The organism is uncultured Ruminococcus sp., assembly GCF_937915125.1.
GTDB lineage: Bacteria > Bacillota > Clostridia > Oscillospirales > Ruminococcaceae > Ruminococcus_C.
In genome coordinates this window covers 17,931-35,284 of sequence record NZ_CALDMP010000090.1, presented here as the reverse complement: position 1 = coordinate 35,284, position 17,354 = coordinate 17,931, and the positions used below count along the sequence as shown (strand labels likewise).

Annotated in this window: 18 protein-coding genes and 1 pseudogene; 7 read left to right on the top strand and 12 right to left on the bottom strand. The window is 38.7% G+C overall.

Features of this window, described 5'->3' with window-relative positions:
* Positions 1 to 25 precede the first annotated feature (25 nt).
* From Q0418_RS09070 to Q0418_RS09060, 3 genes are all read right to left on the bottom strand, one after another.
* Positions 26 to 901: an IS5 family transposase gene (locus tag Q0418_RS09070; protein ID WP_298483813.1), complete on the bottom strand. Its 876-nt coding sequence runs from the start codon at positions 899 to 901 to the stop codon at positions 26 to 28.
* 176 nt (positions 902 to 1,077) lie between these two features.
* The gene (locus Q0418_RS09065) at positions 1,078 to 1,617 is read right to left on the bottom strand and encodes a relaxase/mobilization nuclease domain-containing protein (RefSeq protein ID WP_298483812.1); all 540 of its coding nucleotides are present in this window, start codon (positions 1,615 to 1,617) and stop codon (positions 1,078 to 1,080) included.
* Positions 1,599 to 1,976 (bottom strand): plasmid mobilization protein, encoded by a 378-nt coding sequence (locus Q0418_RS09060; RefSeq protein WP_298483811.1) that lies wholly within the window; start codon positions 1,974 to 1,976, stop codon positions 1,599 to 1,601. Before Q0418_RS09060 ends, Q0418_RS09065 begins: the two co-directional genes overlap by 19 nt.
* 445 nt (positions 1,977 to 2,421) lie before the next feature.
* Here Q0418_RS09060 and Q0418_RS09055 point away from each other — a divergent pair, with 445 nt between their 5' ends.
* The 6 genes from Q0418_RS09055 to Q0418_RS09030 all read left to right on the top strand — a co-directional run bounded on the left by Q0418_RS09055 (position 2,422) and on the right by Q0418_RS09030 (position 7,042).
* The gene (locus tag Q0418_RS09055; RefSeq protein ID WP_298483810.1) at positions 2,422 to 2,706 is read left to right on the top strand and encodes a DUF960 domain-containing protein; all 285 of its coding nucleotides are present in this window, start codon (positions 2,422 to 2,424) and stop codon (positions 2,704 to 2,706) included.
* A gap of 63 nt (positions 2,707 to 2,769) precedes the next feature.
* Positions 2,770 to 3,864, top strand: coding sequence for an amidoligase family protein (locus Q0418_RS09050; RefSeq protein WP_298483809.1), 1,095 nt, complete (start codon positions 2,770 to 2,772; stop codon positions 3,862 to 3,864).
* Position 3,865: 1 nt separating this feature from the next.
* Positions 3,866 to 4,840, top strand: a complete 975-nt coding sequence (locus tag Q0418_RS09045; protein ID WP_298483808.1) for a class II glutamine amidotransferase — start codon at positions 3,866 to 3,868, stop codon at positions 4,838 to 4,840.
* Between the two features lie 137 nt (positions 4,841 to 4,977).
* On the top strand, positions 4,978 to 5,583 hold the full coding sequence (locus tag Q0418_RS09040; protein WP_298483807.1) for a recombinase family protein: 606 nt from the start codon (positions 4,978 to 4,980) through the stop codon (positions 5,581 to 5,583).
* Positions 5,584 to 5,629: 46 nt separating this feature from the next.
* The gene (locus Q0418_RS09035; RefSeq protein WP_298483806.1) at positions 5,630 to 6,469 is read left to right on the top strand and encodes a phage integrase SAM-like domain-containing protein; all 840 of its coding nucleotides are present in this window, start codon (positions 5,630 to 5,632) and stop codon (positions 6,467 to 6,469) included.
* Between the two features lie 60 nt (positions 6,470 to 6,529).
* Complete coding sequence (locus tag Q0418_RS09030) at positions 6,530 to 7,042, top strand: tyrosine-type recombinase/integrase (RefSeq protein ID WP_367276259.1); 513 nt, start codon at positions 6,530 to 6,532, stop codon at positions 7,040 to 7,042.
* A gap of 155 nt (positions 7,043 to 7,197) precedes the next feature.
* On the opposite strand, the gene Q0418_RS09025 is transcribed toward Q0418_RS09030, so the two are convergent.
* Positions 7,198 to 8,259: a hypothetical protein gene (locus Q0418_RS09025; protein WP_298483805.1), complete on the bottom strand. Its 1,062-nt coding sequence runs from the start codon at positions 8,257 to 8,259 to the stop codon at positions 7,198 to 7,200.
* A 191-nt stretch (positions 8,260 to 8,450) separates the two neighbouring features.
* On the opposite strand from Q0418_RS09025, the gene Q0418_RS09020 reads away from it, so the two are divergent.
* Complete coding sequence (locus Q0418_RS09020; RefSeq protein ID WP_298483804.1) at positions 8,451 to 9,983, top strand: hypothetical protein; 1,533 nt, start codon at positions 8,451 to 8,453, stop codon at positions 9,981 to 9,983.
* A 19-nt stretch (positions 9,984 to 10,002) separates the two neighbouring features.
* Here the strand turns inward: Q0418_RS09020 and Q0418_RS09015 are convergent, their stop codons facing one another.
* The 8 genes and pseudogenes from Q0418_RS09015 to Q0418_RS08980 all read right to left on the bottom strand — a co-directional run bounded on the left by Q0418_RS09015 (position 10,003) and on the right by Q0418_RS08980 (position 17,164).
* Positions 10,003 to 10,308, bottom strand: coding sequence for a Bro-N domain-containing protein (locus tag Q0418_RS09015; protein WP_298483803.1), 306 nt, complete (start codon positions 10,306 to 10,308; stop codon positions 10,003 to 10,005).
* Entirely contained in the window at positions 10,283 to 10,813 is a 531-nt protein-coding gene (locus tag Q0418_RS09010; protein ID WP_298483802.1) for a DNA cytosine methyltransferase, read from the bottom strand. Before Q0418_RS09010 ends, Q0418_RS09015 begins: the two co-directional genes overlap by 26 nt.
* A 137-nt stretch (positions 10,814 to 10,950) precedes the next feature.
* Positions 10,951 to 11,235 (bottom strand): annotated as a pseudogene (locus tag Q0418_RS09005) (hypothetical protein); the annotation flags it as partial.
* Positions 11,121 to 11,417 (bottom strand): sigma factor-like helix-turn-helix DNA-binding protein, encoded by a 297-nt coding sequence (locus Q0418_RS09000; protein ID WP_298483814.1) that lies wholly within the window; start codon positions 11,415 to 11,417, stop codon positions 11,121 to 11,123. The pseudogene Q0418_RS09005 and the gene Q0418_RS09000, both read right to left, overlap by 115 nt.
* An 814-nt stretch (positions 11,418 to 12,231) precedes the next feature.
* Positions 12,232 to 14,247: a leucine-rich repeat protein gene (locus tag Q0418_RS08995; protein WP_298483801.1), complete on the bottom strand. Its 2,016-nt coding sequence runs from the start codon at positions 14,245 to 14,247 to the stop codon at positions 12,232 to 12,234.
* Positions 14,237 to 14,965: an accessory gene regulator ArgB-like protein gene (locus Q0418_RS08990; RefSeq protein WP_298483800.1), complete on the bottom strand. Its 729-nt coding sequence runs from the start codon at positions 14,963 to 14,965 to the stop codon at positions 14,237 to 14,239. The genes Q0418_RS08995 and Q0418_RS08990 overlap by 11 nt, the downstream gene beginning before the upstream one ends.
* 163 nt (positions 14,966 to 15,128) lie before the next feature.
* Positions 15,129 to 16,436: a sensor histidine kinase gene (locus Q0418_RS08985; RefSeq protein WP_298483799.1), complete on the bottom strand. Its 1,308-nt coding sequence runs from the start codon at positions 16,434 to 16,436 to the stop codon at positions 15,129 to 15,131.
* Complete coding sequence (locus Q0418_RS08980) at positions 16,433 to 17,164, bottom strand: LytTR family DNA-binding domain-containing protein (RefSeq protein ID WP_298483798.1); 732 nt, start codon at positions 17,162 to 17,164, stop codon at positions 16,433 to 16,435. Before Q0418_RS08980 ends, Q0418_RS08985 begins: the two co-directional genes overlap by 4 nt.
* Positions 17,165 to 17,354: the final 190 nt, after the last annotated feature.

Genomic DNA, 17,354 nt, shown 5'->3' with positions numbered 1-17,354 from the left:
ACACTTCTGGTTGCGTTGATGTTTTTTAGTGGTGAGTTTTACGGATTGAGGTATTTTTTATGACTGCAAAGACATGTTCCACTTTACAACGGACGGATGATTTCTGATGTTCCTTTTTCTTAGCGGCATACTGACCACTCTTTGATAACTTTTTGATGGATGACGGACGTCTGTTGATCAGATACTTGATCTTTTTCCCATTTTTGTTTTTCTTGATTGCTTCTGGTCTCTTGTTTGCTCCGATATATCCGCTGTCGCCATATGCACGCTCTTCCTCTCCATGCAGCAGTTCACTCATAACTGTGACATCATGCTCGTTTGCCGGAGTTGCCTTTACCGTGGGGACAAGACCATTTTCTTCGTCCACTCCGATATGCGCTTTGTATCCAAAATGCCATGTATTTCCCTTTTTAGCGGAATGTGCTTCCGGATCACGCTTCTTTTCCTTGTTCTTTGTGGAAGAAGGTGATTCGATAAATGTGGAGTCCACAATCGTTCCTTTTTTCAGTATAAGTCCTCTTTCCATCAGAATTTTTACAACCGCTGCAAATATTTTTTCCTGCAATCCATTGCGAGTCAGGATATTACGAAACCGTCCGATTGTATCACCGTTCGGTACCTCATCGGGTGAGTTGATTCCACAGAAATTGGAAAATGCACGGCTGTCAATTACTTCATTCATGACTGCCATGTCTGAGAGATTATAGACATTCTGCAATATGAATATTCTCAGCATCAATTCCAGTGGGTATGGTTTATTGCCAAGTTCTCCTTTGTAATAACTCGGCTGTATCAGTTCAAGAAATGTTTCCCATGGAATAATTGCTTCAAGCTTCTCTAAAAATTCTTTTTTATTGGTTCTGGCTGCACCAAGTTCATCGTTGATTTCTGCCAGTGTCATTTGTCTTTCCATGTCTCTATTATATCACATTTTGACTCGTTTGGCAACTGTGCGGTGTTGCCCTAAAATATAATAATCCGAATAAATCAGGTCACTCTACAGCATACATATTACGCTCATTGATAACAAGCAAAACTGGGGAAATGCAATACAGCCCGAATCATGACACATTACGCTTATACACCTTCATAATCGCTGTTATAGCTGTTTTCCTTATCAGAGCCATATTCAACATTCCACGAGTTATCTCCTGTCACACGCTTGATATGTTCAAGGAAAGCATACATCTCAGTTCTATTACCTGAGAACATTTTCCCGTCAATATAGCTTACAGAATTCATAATAAAATGAGCATGGTATATAGAAGCACAGCCGCCATTTTTCTTTTGGCGAGGCTTTTTATGTATGCAGTATACAAGTTGATATCTGTCAGAAAAATATGATGCTATACTACGGCTTAAGTACTCTGCTCGTTCGTAATTATCACCCCATGTTATTCTTGGAGTATATGAAACAACAAAATGAAACACAGGATTTCCACTTGTTTTACCGAAATATCTCTTTACCAATAAAAACTGTTCGTATGCATTATCAATATCAGTATTCAGGCTATAACGCTTATCATAATCTGTGTGTCCTCTGTAAACATAATTCAATGCATTATTCATATATTCCAAGCCGTCATTTGTGTTTCTGATTATTTTAAAGATTCCCATACGTCAAGTCCTCCCTCTATAAAAAGCCCTGTCTGTTTTATAATATTATCATACTTTTCCTGTGGTGTAAGCGGTGTACATATTTCAGCAAAAGTACTGGCTTTCTGTCGAAATTCTTCTTTGCGGATATAATCATTCTCATCAAGGGTATCTGCAAATTCTAAAGCAATATTAACCATTTCCTGCATTTTAACAGCTATCTGCGGTGTAACACCCTGACTGCCATGTAAAGCACAATCAAGCATATACTCGCTGAACTTCATACCCTTTTTATCCGCCTGCTCCTCTATATGCTGTAACTGTAATGGAGAGAGCTTAATACTCTTCACAATGGATTTCTTTTCATTTTCACTTCTCATGATATTATCCTCCTTATGTGTTTATGAGATTATATATGTTATAATCTTATACTTACTGTATAGACCTTTAATATATACTATATATTATATATACTATATACATACATTTGATATACTATCATATTAAATATTATTATACTTATATATATTAAACAATATTCTGCAAGACAGAGGTAATGGTAATACCTCTGTCTCTCCGTATCAAAGTAAGCAGTAATAGTATAAATATAAGCCGTTAATACCTGATACAATCTGATATAAGGTATTACTTTTTATCTGTATGTTAGTATGTTTTTAAAAAAAGTAATACTATTTTTCTTCGATTATATATCATAGTAATGAATCTATGCCAGGTACTGATTATACGATAATGGTGAGACCGCATAGAGGTCAAACCACCTTCGGGTGGAACATAGGAGCATAACAAAGGAACAGGAGGTGTAAAATGTTCAGCAATAAGCGTTATCTTACAATAGGAGTTCAGACGGATATACCGTTTGAACTCCAACTTTTTATGTGGGGATGTATCGACAAGTTAGCGACACAGCGGGATTATTTCCAGGTCTTTAAACTTGAGGTTATTGACGGCAGACAGTATATCCGACACTCTTCAGAACAGCCTGAATACAGCAAGGATTATCTGATTTACTTCAACAACCCAGTCAATCAAAAGGTCTATGTCATTGATGACTGTGACCACTCAACAATGCTTTTAGCAGAAGAATATTAACCAAAACACACGAGCCAGTCCTTAAATGGGCTGGCTCAATTTTTATCTACGGAGGATTTTCAAATGGAAGAAAAAATCTATTGCTCCCACTGCGGAGCTGTTATCGACACAGACGACTACGAGGAACTTGATGGTCAGATTATCTGCTCTGACTGCATAGAAAACTACACTACAACCTGTGAACGCTGCGGAGCTATAATATGGAACTCTGATGCTTATGGAGACGACTATACTACTCTCTGCCGTCACTGCTATGAGAATTATTATACCCGATGTGCGGAGTGTGACGCTTTGATTCACAACGATGATGCTTATGAATACGGGGGCGAGTACTACTGCTCCGAATGTTATCGCGATGTCAGAGATAGAGATAGTTCAATCCATGAGTATAACTACAAACCTGAACCGATATTTTACGGTGACGGCAATCGTTATTTCGGCATAGAACTGGAAATTGACGGAGCTGGCAAGGACGATGAATATGCAGAAGAACTTCTCGATATTGCAAATGCTGACAGCACATACATCTACATAAAGTCAGACGGCTCACTTGACGACGGCATGGAGCTTGTATCTCACCCCATGACCCTTGATTATCACAAGGATTACCACTGGTCTGATATTATGAGGAAAGCTGTTTCTCTCGGTTACCGTTCACATCAGACAAGCACTTGTGGTCTGCATATTCACATTAACAGGACTGCATTTTCTGATAACAGAGAGGAGCAGGACGAAGTTATCAGCCGCATACTTTACTTTGTTGAACACCATTGGAATGAGATGCTTAAATTCAGCAGACGTTCCGAGTACACAATGAATCGCTGGGCGGCACGTTATGGCTATGAGCATACTCCAAAGGCTATCATGGACAAGGCAAAAAAGGGTAACAACGGCAGATATGCGGCAGTCAATCTCTGCAATTATCACACTGTTGAATTCCGTATGTTCCGTGGCACTTTGAAGTACAACACTTTCATTGCCGCTATTGAGCTTGTAAACCGCATCTGTGATGTGGCTATGTACAACACCGATGAAAGCATTGCAAAGATTTCATGGTCGGATTTTGTGACTGGTATTACAGAACCTGAGCTTATCACATATCTCAAGGAACGTCAGCTTTACATCAACGAAAAGATTACAACAGAGGAGGATATGTAAGATGTGTGCATTATTCGGTTGGTTAGATTACAAGGGCATCGTCCCATACAAGACATTAAAAAGGCTCACCCATGTTCTTGCAAATGCTGCTGAGGAAAGAGGTACAGATGCAAGCGGTATATCTTATGTCAATGACGGCAAAGTTACTATCTTCAAACGCCCTAAGCCTGCTCACAAGGTTCACTTCAATGCTCCTGACAGCACAAGAGCCATTATGGGTCACACCCGTATGACAACCCAGGGCAATGGAAAGTTTAATCAGAATAACCACCCGTTCCCAGGTCATGCAGACAAGGAATTTGCCTTTGCTCATAACGGTGTGCTGTATAACGATAAGATGTTGCGCAAGGAAAAGAATCTGCCCGACACTCACATTGAAACCGACAGCTATGTTGCGGTACAGCTGATTGAGCAGCAGGGCAAGCTTGACTTTGACAGTCTAAAATATATGGCAGAATCCGTCAGTGGTAGCTTCTGTTTTACGGCCCTTGATGAAACAAACACCCTCTACATAGTAAAAGGCAGTAACCCCATGTACCTGCACCATTTTGAAGAGCTGGGACTTTATGTTTACGCATCCACAGAATCTATTATGACAAAGGCTCTCAAAAAATCTGGACTAAACAAGTTCAACCATGAAACAATTCAGATTACGGAGGGTGACATTCTCAGAATCGACATTAACGGATATATCTCACGCTCACAGTTTGAAGTCAAGGATAATTTCAAATGCAATAAATGGTTCGGCTGGTATCACGATTTTGAAGATAATGATATTTATAACGAACATGAGCAGATGCTTCTTGAAATCTGTTCCTGCTATGGTATTGATGAGGACGATGTTATCCTGCTTCTGGACTACGGATATACCGCTGATGAAATTGAGGATATGCTCTGCGACCATTCGCTGATACGTGATACTGTCAGCGCTATCACTGGTGAGAAAGACTACTCGGATTATCTTGTAAGCATATGACCGCTTTGACTGTCTCAGAAAGTGTACTTTCTGGGACGGTCATTTTTTTATCAAAAACGTATGCCAAAAAGTCCTTTTCTGACTTTTGGGACGTTCCAGAAGTGCAGGGACTTTTTGAGACAGATTGGAGGCATTTTATGGATAACAGAACTTTTGGCTATGCTCGTGTTTCTACTCGTGAGCAGAATGAGGACAGGCAGATTGAAGCTCTTACAAAATATGGCGTAAGTAAGGATAATATCATAGTTGACAAATGCTCTGGCAAGGATACAGAACGTGAAGGCTATCAGTATCTTAAAAAGCAGATTCTCAGAAGTGGTGATACTCTTGTTATCAAAGAGCTTGACCGACTAAGCAGAAATAAGGCTGATATCAAAAAGGAGCTGGAATACTTTAAAGAGAAAAGCGTTCATATTCGCATACTTGATATACCTACTACTCTTACCGACTTTCCTCCTGAGCAGATGTGGGTCATGGACATGATTAACGCTATCCTCATTGAAGTTCTCGGCAGTATTGCAGAAAATGAACGTAATAAAATCCGTTCCCGTCAGCGTGAGGGCATCCAAGCTGCTAAAAAGAAAAATATCAAATTTGGCAGACCAAATATCAGCAAGCCTGATAACTGGGATTTAGTTATTGCAAAAGTCGATTCAAAACAAATTACTGTCACCCAAGCGATTCAACAGCTTAATATTTCCCGTTCCTCTTACTACAGATTAAGACAAAATAATCAGATTTAATCTTATTCATAACAATACAGTAAAAACCTTATAGGAGGAATCTGACATGAAATCTAAAAAAAGAGGACAAAATGAAGGAAGCATCAGAGAACGTAAGGACGGAAGATTTGAAGTGCGTGTTACTGCTGGATATGATTTTGAAACTGGAAAATCAAAACGTATTTCCTATTACACAAAGACAAAAGCAGAAGCCGTAAAAAAGCTTCATGAGGAAGAATATAAAATTCACTTTCAGGAGCAAGTTGACCCAACATCGACCAAGCTTATTGACTGGCTCAGACTCTGGCTTGAAACATATATGAGAAACACACTCAAACAGTCAACTTATGTAAGCTATAAGGGATATATTGAAAATCACCTTGCTCCTGCGTTCCCTACTCTGAAGCTGAAAGACCTTACAACAAAATTGCTGCAAGATTTTTACAATTACAAACTAACGGTAGAAGGTCTTTCACCTAAAACAATTACTAACCTTCATCGCTGTCTGCATAAAGCAATGAAACAGGCTGTGCTGGAACACCATATAGACTTTAACCCGTGTGATGCAATCATTCTCCCCCGCAATGAAAAACCTCAGATTGAAATTCTAACTCGTGAAGAGCAGCAACGTCTGATTTATACAAGCTACAACTTCAGATACGGAATTTTCATCAGGCTTACTCTTGCTACTGGGGTTCGTCTCGGAGAACTTCTCGGACTTCGCTGGGAAGATATTGATTTTACAAAAAATATGCTTAGCATCAGAAGAACGCTCAATCGTCTTCCAAAAGTTGACTATAACGGCATAGGAAATTCTACTGAAATTATCATTCAGGAGCCTAAGACTAAAAATTCAATACGCTCCATCCCTATTATTAAAAGCATTATCACCGAATTACAGCAATGACGAAATGTTCAGCTTGCTGATGCCCGTAACACAGGAGAATTATATAATGATTCTGGTTTTATCGTAACCAACCCTATAGGCGGTTATATTGAACCCCGTACTTTCAAGGATTACTATGATGAAATTCTTGATGCCTCAGGTCTTGGTCACTATACTTTCCATGCTCTGAGACATACTTTTGCTACAAGAGCTATGGAACAAGGCATGGACGCAAAGACTCTTTCCACTCTTCTCGGACATTATTCGGTAGCGTTTACTCTTGATACATATACTCATGTATTGGATAGCCAGAAGCATGAAGAAATGAAACTCATGGAGGATTTATTTTCCATGCCGACTGTACCCCAAAATCAGTCATATCCTATTATTGTTACACCTTCTCCAAACGGTTTCATACTTAACTCTGTTGACTTTGAAGGGCTCTGTCTGGAAGCGGATGACCTGCAGTACGGGATAGGTTGTATACAGTCAGCAATCACGGAGCAACTTACAAAATCGCATCCACCCTTACCTACTCCAGCGAATGAACTCATTTTAAACGCAGGGGAATTTGTCATCATTTTGAATGTATAAGTCAATTGCTCCGTACAACCTTTTGTACGGAGCAACTTCTTTTTTATAAAAATGTCTCCCTTTTGAAAATTTGTCACGATAAAAACAGCTTTTCCGACAGGGTTACAGAATATTGAACTCAACTTTTTTGAAAAGGGAGACAAAAATCAAGAAAATCATGCGTTACTTTCGGGAGCGTTCTGATATGCAACCAAAATATAGAAGTAAAACTGATAAATCATGCATTCAAATCTTATCAGGTTTGTTACTGGGAACTTTGCATATTCCTCTCTCATACCTGCCATATCCGAACATAATTTCATAAAATCATTCACCACAGTCTGATAGTCATTAAAATACAACATATAGGCTGCAATAGTTGACAAAGAGAAGGTGCCGTTATTGGGATGAAGATATAGGTGTATAAATTTCAATTTCCAGTCTTTATCTGCCCTCCAATCAGAATACGGTTCCTGAAATATATCATTAAGATACTTTTCCACATTCTCTTTTTTCTTTGCTTTCATAACATCAGCTAATACGTTTAAAGTCTTATTTAATTCTTTTATTTGTCTGGTATACTGATTTTTGACCATTGAAATAAATTCCTTAAGCCCAACTGCTTTTGAACCCGAATAAATAAATTTCAGTTTATGGAAAGCATCCGTCGTATAAATCAGATAGTCGTTCAATTCCGACTGCATCAGAATATCATAATGCCCTAACAGATATCCCATGTCAACTTTATATAAATCAAATCTGTATCTGCAATAGTACAACTTCAGCATATCCGCAAAAAAGTTTTCTTCATAACTGCTCTGTATCATGAAGTTTTTTATTATCTGCTCAAACAAATCCTCCAGACATCTCTTCTGTACTGCTATAAACTCTTTATTGTCAGTCAATTCAGGAGTAATTCTGAGAAAGCTGTAATTGATTCCGAATCTTTTAAAGAACATCAATACACAACGTTCCGAAAAATCCTTCACAGAGATATCTGCTTTATACTGCTCTGCCCGTCTTTCTGGATATATGAAATATCTGCACTTGTTAAGGAAGTCAGAACAATTGGCTGATGTAAAACTGCGGCTCGGGTTTTTCCTACAGTCTTTAACATATGCAGACAACGTCTGGTTCTCATATAAAAAATAACAGGAGTTCACCCTTTCACCAACTGTATTTTTTACTCCCGCAAATACTTCTTCTGTATACTCTATAAAATCTGACAGTTTTATCATATCTGTGCAGCTCCTAATCACTTATGTTTTTTCATAATTCTATCACATGGATTATAGCTTGAACCTTCTGAATCTCACTCAAAATCGATACTCACTCACTGCTTTTTCAAAATGTATTGCACATATTTTGAATCTGTTCTATAATACTTTCACCAGCGATTCTGATATAAATTTTTCTTGGAGGTAATATCATGTTTGATTTTAACCCATTGAACAATCCGCAAACAGCAGAATCATGCGGACTCTCAAATCTTTTATCCAATGTACAGAATACACAGCAACAAGTTGGTTATCAGTCTGTGATACCTGTCCCGATGCAAGCCACACCCGTTCTTGACATGACAGCAGTACAGGGTTTGACCGATGCCATAAATGCAATGACTGCTGTATCACAGCAGCAACAGCAGCAAATCGAAAAACAACATCTTGAAAATACACTGCTAAGAAATAATATTCAAAGTATGAAAACCAACAAAGTATATTCAAGACACTTTATAGATACTGTTGACGGAATTGCAATGTGTACCGAAACTGACGGATTCAGAACCGCAACCACAACAATCGGTATTATTTCGATTATTTACGCCCAGACTTACAGAATACCGAACAAAAGCGGCTGCACTGTGGCGGTGCTTGTGAAATACACTGACAGCAATAGAAAGCAATCCGAAACAATTGTCACAGAGGAGGAAATCTCGTCTAAAACTCTACTCAAAAAATTTCACGGCTTTGAATATCAGTGCAAGAACAAACAACTTGCAAACGATTACCTTGCAAACAGAATAAACAGAGTAAAAAGTTCGTATGTAATCACACTTTACGAATATGCAGGCTTCTTCCCGTACACTTGTGAAGATTCATCAGAAAAAGCATATTTCAACTGCAATTCTGGTGATGCCAGCTCCGAAATTTTAAAGCTCTATCCCGCCTGTGTCTTATCGAAAAAACTAGTGAAGCAGCAAAGCAATATTGTTGAAATTCAGAAAAATGCTGCTCTGTACTTACATACTCCCGAAAAATGTCTGGTTTATGTTTTTTCAGTATGCGGTCTGCTTTCAACAATGCTTCAGAATATCGGCTATCGGTCAGACCAGTATCTTTTGATTTCTGCCCCAGACTTCAATTGTTCAAAGCAAGCTTCCATGTATCTGAAAGTCTATGACCGTGAGACAATGCCGTTTTCATTTGACGATACAAAAAAATCAATTGTGGACTATATTAGTACAGCGAAAGACGAAACCTTTGTAATAACCGATTGCTGTAACGTTGATAACAAGCAACGCAGAAATGATATCCTATCTATGATTCTGACTCTTGAAAAGCAGTCTCTTCCTCATAATACTGCTATTATTTCTACTTCGGCACAGTTTACCATCCCTTCAGAAAAGAAAATCTGTCTTTCACTCAGTAAAGATTTTTCGCCTGGTCTTTCACAGATTGAAGAGCATACTATCTGCGATGCACTTAACGAGATGACTCGCCATTTTATTGATTATGTATGTAACAATTATGGTGACATCAAATCTTTACTAGATAAAAAAATAAATGAATTTATGACACTGTCAGAAAAGCTTTCTTTCCCGAATATCCAAAGCAGAACAAGCTGGTGTATACTTCTATCTGTCTTCTGTGTTCTGTCGCTGCTTTATCAACTGCCAGTTTCACTGAATCTTCAAGCTTTTCACGGGTTTCATTCAGCAGTTCAATGTCCTGAGGATATTTGATCCGTTCAGCAGGAATTCCTCATTGCAGAAGACAAGGGCATGTGATCCACTTGCGGAATGTGACAGCCTGCGGTTTATTACTTCTGATGATGACTGTATAAAGTCCACTTTCATTCACTGCCGTCATTTCTCGCTGCTGACCTCCTGATGTCAGTTTTACTGACATCAGCTCATCGCTGTCCAGACGACTTGCTGCCATTCTTGAATTTCCAATTTCAAGGACTTTGCAAATATCCCTAAGTACAAACCATGGTTCTCCGTCTTTTATGACGGTTCTCACCTGACCAAATTCCTCATTTTCAAATATCTTTATTGTGTTCTCCACACTGCTCCTCCTCCAAAAATTTCTTCAGATTCTTTGCAATTTCCACCAATACAGGCACAACAATGCTATTGCCCGCCTGCTTGTAAAGCTGTGCGTCGGACATTCCTGTCGCAGCTACTTTTTCAAATTGTTCCTTTGTAAAGCCCATGAGCTTCCAGCACTCCAACGGCATAAGTCTGCGGATTCTTCCCTTGTGGACAATACCATGTCTATCCGTAACTGTCAGCGTAAACATCGGCTCGTTCGAATTTTTTACCCGTCTGCCGTTTTGACGGGTGGTTTCCTTAAACGGATTCAGAATTGCTCTCGGAGCATCGTCGATAAAAACCGCTGAATGCTCTCCCTTATGATGTGACATTCCACTATTCTGATGTGCTGTGATACATCTTGCCGTATCGGTGATTTGAGGTTCTGTATTGCAATCAATCAAATACAATCCTGTTTTCCCGCCAATTCCTCCCGAACCACTACACTGTGTAACCGCCGCACCGTCCGTAGAATACACTCTTGATCCCTGACTGCCGCTAATCAGCTGTTCAGGCTTTCTTTCGCCGCAATTTTCTTCATCATTGCATCCGAAAGAAAATACTTCGGCGGGACATCTGTCTCCAAGATGTCTTTGCCGTCTGCGAACGCCTGCATTCGCCACGTTTCGCCGGCAAGCCATGCAATGACACGTGCCTCAATGGCAGAGAAATCGGCAACAAGGAACTGATAACCGGGTTTTGGAATAAAAGCAGTACGAATCAGCTGTGAGAGCGTGTCCGGAACGTCTTCATACAGCAGTTCTACTGCTTCTAAATCACCAGACTTCACAAGCTCCCGTGCATCTTCCAAATCGGGAAGGTGATTCTGTGGCAGGTTTTGCAGCTGAATGATACGACCAGCCTCTCGACCTGTTCGATTTGCACCATAGAACTGAAACATAATCCAGTTTCATGCTTTTGTGTCCTTTCGTAATAACTGCGAATATTTGCAAATGCGTTTTTCTTCCGTTCTGACACGGAGCGTCTGGAGATCCGCAATGTTTCGGAAATCTCGGAAATAGACATTCCATACCAGAATTCTAAAATAACCACTTCCTTTTGTTTGGGCGGCAACAGCAGCATTGCCTGATACAGCCATTCTGTTGCAACGACACAGCAGTATCCGTTTCCGGCATCGATGAAATGTTCGGATGGATAAACTGCATTTTCACCATGTGTTTTCAAAATGTACTGTACGATATCTGTGTTGACCGACTCATTTTTCCTTCTTGTTTTTGCAGCAGCGGCGAAATTTCTGCTTGCATTTCTCATTACTGTTTTACTGAAACTATCGAAAATCTCAAGTTTCAGCTGATCATCATCATGTGAGGGAGCAGACATTATTTTCCCTCCCTCCATATTCAGTTTTGAGAAGCCCTTTTTTGCCCTCCTGAAATTACTAAGACAATTGAGAGAAGCAAAATGGGAAGGCTTTAGATGTAAATTTTATATGAACAGGTAGGAGAAAGAAAAAAGCAGCATACAAAACCAGGCATTTCGCCGGATTGTATGCTGCTTGGGGACAAAAAAAGGGGCAAGTCCAACAGTGTTAATGTTGAACTTGCCCCGAAAAATGAAAGGAATGGAGAATCATTAGAACGGACAATTTTCATGAAAAGATGCAAGCATACAGATGTGAAAGGGAAGTGCTGGAATCGATTCTGCGTGGAAAAGTTTATTTTAATGATTGGTTCCATCTGATGCTGCATCCTTCCGGCGTAAAAATACACCATAAGCGGATTTTAGGATGATTGGAACAGTTTCATCCAAATTGGAACAGCTATTTTGAGAAGCATAAATTCGCCTAGATGCTGCATCATTTCAAACCGGAAGGATACAGCATCTACATTTTGTAGATGCCGTATGCTTGCTTGTATTGTTTTGAAATTTCCGGCTTTTACCGTTTGGAGTCCTCTTCCTGTTTCAACAAATTATAACGCATCTGGCAAAGGTCAAATACATTCAAAGTTTGATCTCCATTGAAATCTGCTGCTTTCCAATCCGCAAGCTGTGTGTCTGGAACAGACAACAGCCATTTTTGCAGCAGTACAACATCAGAAACTGTAAATGCACCGTCTGCATTAACATCCCCAATGATTCGCTCTTGATACTGAATAGTGGCTCCTGTTAGTTTTTCATTCAGCAAACCAATGGTAATCTGATTCCACTCTTCTTCCGTTCCGTTATAGGAAACTGCACGCAGATTTTTGCAGTTATAAAATGCGGAATCTCCCACCTTAATCAGGGAATTCGGAATTGTAAGGGTCTCCAGATAAGGATTCTCGGAAAAAGCATACATTGCAACAGATGTAACACAGCTTGGAATAGTATATGCAGCATCTGTCTTTGCGGCTGGATAGATTACGAGTGTATCTTGCTTCTTGGAATACAGAACTCCATTTAGACTAGAAAAATTGGGATTATCTTTCGCAACCTGAATCTCCTGCAATGCACTGCAAGAGCCAAACGCATTTTTATCAATTTTTGCAACTCCAGTTGAAAGTTTCACAGATTTCAAAGAAGTACAGCCCAAAAACGCCATTTCACCAATGGAAGTTACTGTATTCGGGATTTCGATGGAGGTAATTGTAGAGAGATAAAATGCTCCGACAGAGATTGCAGTAACTGGAAGTCCTTCGATTTCAGAGGGAATTACAACATCGGAAACGGAATTGTTAAAGCCGGTGATCTCAATTGAATCTCCATGATTGACATAGGTGAATGCGGAATTGTCTGTAGCGTCCGTATTGGGAATTGTATAAGCATAATATACATAGTTCAATCCAATATAGTCCTTGAATTCAAACTGATAAGTTACATTATTATACCGAATTGAATCGGCATCTACCAGTGCATAACCCAACGTTTCATCCACTTCTGCCAGGGAGTTGATCCTGTCGGATAGAGCCTTTACCTTTTTCTCCACAGACAATGTTGCATACTCTTCTGAATTGATCAATGCATTGAGTGTATCCGTAATTTTCTGCATATCCGCCAGTTCCTGCTCTGTGAATTGGCGATAGACACGGACTGTAACAGTATCGGAAGTATAGGTCTTTCCATTCACTGTATACTGTGCATAATAAGAATAATTCCCTACCTGATTTCCGGACAGATCCAGATAATTGGAGTACACGCCATCATTTTCGTACAAGTCTCCGTCATTTTGATAGGTGGCTGCACCATCATCATAAAGCACTGCCACTTCCTGATTTGTAGAGGCATCCATCAGCGAAATGGAATCTACATTCGCAGCTGTTTCAGCCGTAAACAAAACAGACATTTCTTCTGAATCTACCTGAAGCCGTTTGGCACTGGAACTCAGTGTAACATCAGTCGCAATACCAGGAGATACTTGATCAGGGTCTTTGACCGCAATGTCCAGATAACACGTCACATCAGAAAATCCGCCAACACCCTCACATTGATAGGCATAGCAATGCTTTTCCTCATCATAGTTCACAGAGTTTTCTTTTACATATCCCTCTGCAATCAGCTGCTCGAACAGTGCATCTGCCATCTGCTTTCGGGTTTCCTGATCTGCATTCTGAAATGTGGTATCGCTGGACAGTGTGCCTACCTTTTGTGCGATTTCTGCCATTCTTTCAGCATCAGCATCTGATACCGCATCATAAATTACAACAGAAAAGGTTTTTGTGGTAGAAACTGTCCCATCAGCATCTGTCAGGCGAGCATAATAAGAATAAGAACCAACTGCCGCATTCTCAAACGACAGCACAGCAGACCAGGTTCTGTCATTTTCCAGGTCATCTCCGCTAACGTCGAAGTTGCCGTCATCCAGCATTTTTGCGACTACTTCGTTTGTTTTGGCATCAACCAGTTCTACATCGCTTCCGGAATACTTTAAGCAAGTAGCCGTAAAGATCACCTTTTTATCGGTTTCATCTTCCATAAACTCTGCGTTTCCAGTATGCTGATTTAACCGCAATGTAAAAGAAGGATACTCCGCTGCACAAATTTGCTCCGCACCGACAAAAAAGCAGGTGCCGCTCATCATTGCAGCAGTGAGCAGACTCAGAACTCTTTTTTTCATATAAGAAGCCCCTTTCTTCCAATCCCACTACTAAAATCGAAATAGAAATCGCCAAAAGCGTACTATCAATCAATTTTATATAGGGATTATGAAATATATTAATCAAGCAAGAGATCATCGTTAACGATATCACGATGATTCTGCTGATTTTACGAAACAGAAGTACCTGTTCTGCATTTAACGGTTTGTTTTCATTTTCAACCGGTGCGTAGATACAAATAATCAATAGTGAAACTAACAGGAAAATATAGTGCATCGTTGTAAATCTATCTGTCGGAAAAAAACGATATACAACCAATACTGCACTAATTACCCCCAAAAATAACAAATTGCAACTCCAATAATGCTTTGCGTGATATCCTCCGCATATTTGCCGAAACGTTGCAAATATAATAAAGAAAAGCATTGATGCAGTGAAACAGTGCAGCAAAATGCCAGATAGTACTGCAATTAGGAAAGTGATAATAGAAGAAAACAGAATTTCAAATCCATACTGGTAAACTTCTGCCTTTTCCATTTCGATTGCATCATTTTTAATCAAACTTCGTACAACTGACCTGGATAAAAATAGAATCATATGTAACATTTCCTTTCTTTCCCCTAATTTTATTATACTGATTAAAATGAAAAATACAATACATATGACGTAATCGGTATGTTTTACGACGTAATCGGTCAAAAACAAAAAAATCCACCTCATTTTTTAATAAGGTGGATCATAAACGATATTTTGTTTCGTCTTACAATTCGTGGATTTTTAGCATAATATCTGCAACAAACCAACCATTTTCCTCAGAAAAATTGCTCATCCCATCGTTTCTTTCAACAGCATCTTCTACACTTTGTAATCCAAATCCATGGATTTTTTGATTCTTCTTAGTGGTTCCTAGTTTCTTGTTGTTTTTTAATACTGACTCTGCAATTTGATTCTGAACAACGATCCGAAAATAGTTGCCGATGATTTCCATGGAAAGACGAATCTGCCGCTTTTCTTCTTTGGATGCAGCCTCAATTGCATTATCCAGCAAATTAGCTAATATTACACACAAATCGGTTTCATCTATTTTCGGCAGTTCTTCCAGCACAAAATATTTTATGTCAATTTGGTTTTCGTCACACACAAGTTTTTTCAAATCTAAAATAGCATTGACTGCAACAGAACTCGTCATCATATGATACGGCAGTTCTTTTTTCACCTGACCGATCAATTTCTCAATGTATTCCATAGCCGCATCTGGCTGCTGCAATCGAATGTACTCTGAAATGCAAAGCAAGTGGTTTTTCAAATCATGACGCAGGGTATTTACTTCTGTATTCCAACGGATGGAATCCTGAAGTTTTTGCTGTTCGTTTGCAATTTGTAATTTCAATAGTGCCTGATTGTTTTCTATACGATTTCTGGAGGATGTAAGATAAAGCACAAAAAACAACAAAATATTGATTGCAATCATACATATTACAATTGCGGAGGCCTCCCAACTTGCAACATCTGTTTCAATCACAATTTCTTCTAGAACAACACCAGCAAAAAAAGTAATCAAAAGAACAGCTGCCATGATAACACATTGTGACACGTGAAATATTACTTTTTTCTTTTCAAAAATATTAGTAAGAATGATCAATGCAAAAACCAGCATGGCTTTTGTAATAAATAAAAGCAAGATACGAACTGGATTTCGCAAAGATAGCACATCTGATGTGGTACTTTGCAGTATTAAACCTGCAATCAATGTTACAGCAATATTGATTGTGAACAAACAGGCAAAGACAAGAAGTACAACAATTGTTTGAAACCATACAGGCTTTTCTAACAATGTCCAGCAAAAAAGAAGATAAATTAAAATATTAACGATAATAAAAAGCCCTTCAAAAGAAAAGAACTGATCCAATACCAAAGAAGATGCACACTGCAAACAACAAAAGATTATTGTTCCAATTATTTTTTTAGATTGTTCCATATTTTTATAGGACAAGATCTTGACTAGAAAGAAGAAGATAATCAAACTTTCTGAAATAGTGGCGAGCCATTCTGAAATAGTGTAGATCATATGATATTCCTCCTTGTTTTTTGTAAAAATAATTCCTTGACTGATTTGATTTTTCTGCGACTAATAAACAAAATCTTTTTATTATCTAATATCAAAGTATCTTTTTCAATCGAAAAGATATGTTCAAAGTTTACAATACAACTTACACTAATCGGAATGAACCCTTGAAATTCTTCTTTTTCCAAGTAAGAACGAAGGGTGTCTCTTGTAATGATTGCATCCTTTTTGTTGACCGTATAGATTTTTGTTTGATGATTTTCGCTTTCAATATACAAAATATCAGAAATTGGTAAATTATAATATTCTTTTTTTTGACGATGTGCTGAGAATATCATGACGTGACTATTCTTTTTCTGTATTTCTTGAACCACACATGAAATCGCAAATGGAAGTTCTTCTTGCAGTTTGTCTTTGCGAACAAAACCGAGTACTTTATATTGAAATGCTTTTTGCATCAAGTCATCTCGATTTGTGATGTAGACAATCGGCGTATTATTTCCAAGTTCACGCAGGGACTGAGAAATGTCAAAGCCGCTTTTCTTTGGCATATCCAGATCCAAAAAGAGAGCTTGATATTTCTTATCAAATATTGCATCACAGAATAAATCTGCATCTATATAGGTATCTATTTCAAAATTTACATGGTTTTCATTTTCCCATTGCTGAAATACAGAAAGAATTCCTGAAATCGCTTCTGTCTGATCGTCCACTACTGCTATATGAATCACTTAAGATGCCCCTTTCTTAGCTTTCTCTCTCTATTTCCATAATACCATAAAAAATCCCAAAAAGCAAGAAGAATAGATGGTTTATCACTGGAGATACTAGAAGGAAAGAAGCATTTTTGTTTCGTAAAATCCGCCCATTGACCATACAAACCTAAAAAGTCACGCTGTTTCCGATACTTTTTGCATTTTC

Coding starts and splice junctions, on each gene's coding strand:
- Q0418_RS09020 (WP_298483804.1), top strand. CDS start 8,451: ATGTTTGATTTTAACCCATTGAACAATCCGCAAACAGCAGAATCATGC.
- Q0418_RS09065 (WP_298483812.1), bottom strand. CDS start 1,617: ATGGGAATCTTTAAAATAATCAGAAACACAAATGACGGCTTGGAATAT.
- Q0418_RS09055 (WP_298483810.1), top strand. CDS start 2,422: ATGTTCAGCAATAAGCGTTATCTTACAATAGGAGTTCAGACGGATATA.
- Q0418_RS09070 (WP_298483813.1), bottom strand. CDS start 901: ATGACACTGGCAGAAATCAACGATGAACTTGGTGCAGCCAGAACCAAT.
- Q0418_RS09000 (WP_298483814.1), bottom strand. CDS start 11,417: ATGCTGCTGTTGCCGCCCAAACAAAAGGAAGTGGTTATTTTAGAATTC.
- Q0418_RS09025 (WP_298483805.1), bottom strand. CDS start 8,259: ATGATAAAACTGTCAGATTTTATAGAGTATACAGAAGAAGTATTTGCG.
- Q0418_RS09050 (WP_298483809.1), top strand. CDS start 2,770: ATGGAAGAAAAAATCTATTGCTCCCACTGCGGAGCTGTTATCGACACA.
- Q0418_RS09035 (WP_298483806.1), top strand. CDS start 5,630: ATGAAATCTAAAAAAAGAGGACAAAATGAAGGAAGCATCAGAGAACGT.
- Q0418_RS08995 (WP_298483801.1), bottom strand. CDS start 14,247: ATGGAAGATGAAACCGATAAAAAGGTGATCTTTACGGCTACTTGCTTA.
- Q0418_RS08985 (WP_298483799.1), bottom strand. CDS start 16,436: ATGATCTACACTATTTCAGAATGGCTCGCCACTATTTCAGAAAGTTTG.
- Q0418_RS09045 (WP_298483808.1), top strand. CDS start 3,866: ATGTGTGCATTATTCGGTTGGTTAGATTACAAGGGCATCGTCCCATAC.
- Q0418_RS08990 (WP_298483800.1), bottom strand. CDS start 14,965: ATGATTCTATTTTTATCCAGGTCAGTTGTACGAAGTTTGATTAAAAAT.
- Q0418_RS09060 (WP_298483811.1), bottom strand. CDS start 1,976: ATGAGAAGTGAAAATGAAAAGAAATCCATTGTGAAGAGTATTAAGCTC.
- Q0418_RS09040 (WP_298483807.1), top strand. CDS start 4,978: ATGGATAACAGAACTTTTGGCTATGCTCGTGTTTCTACTCGTGAGCAG.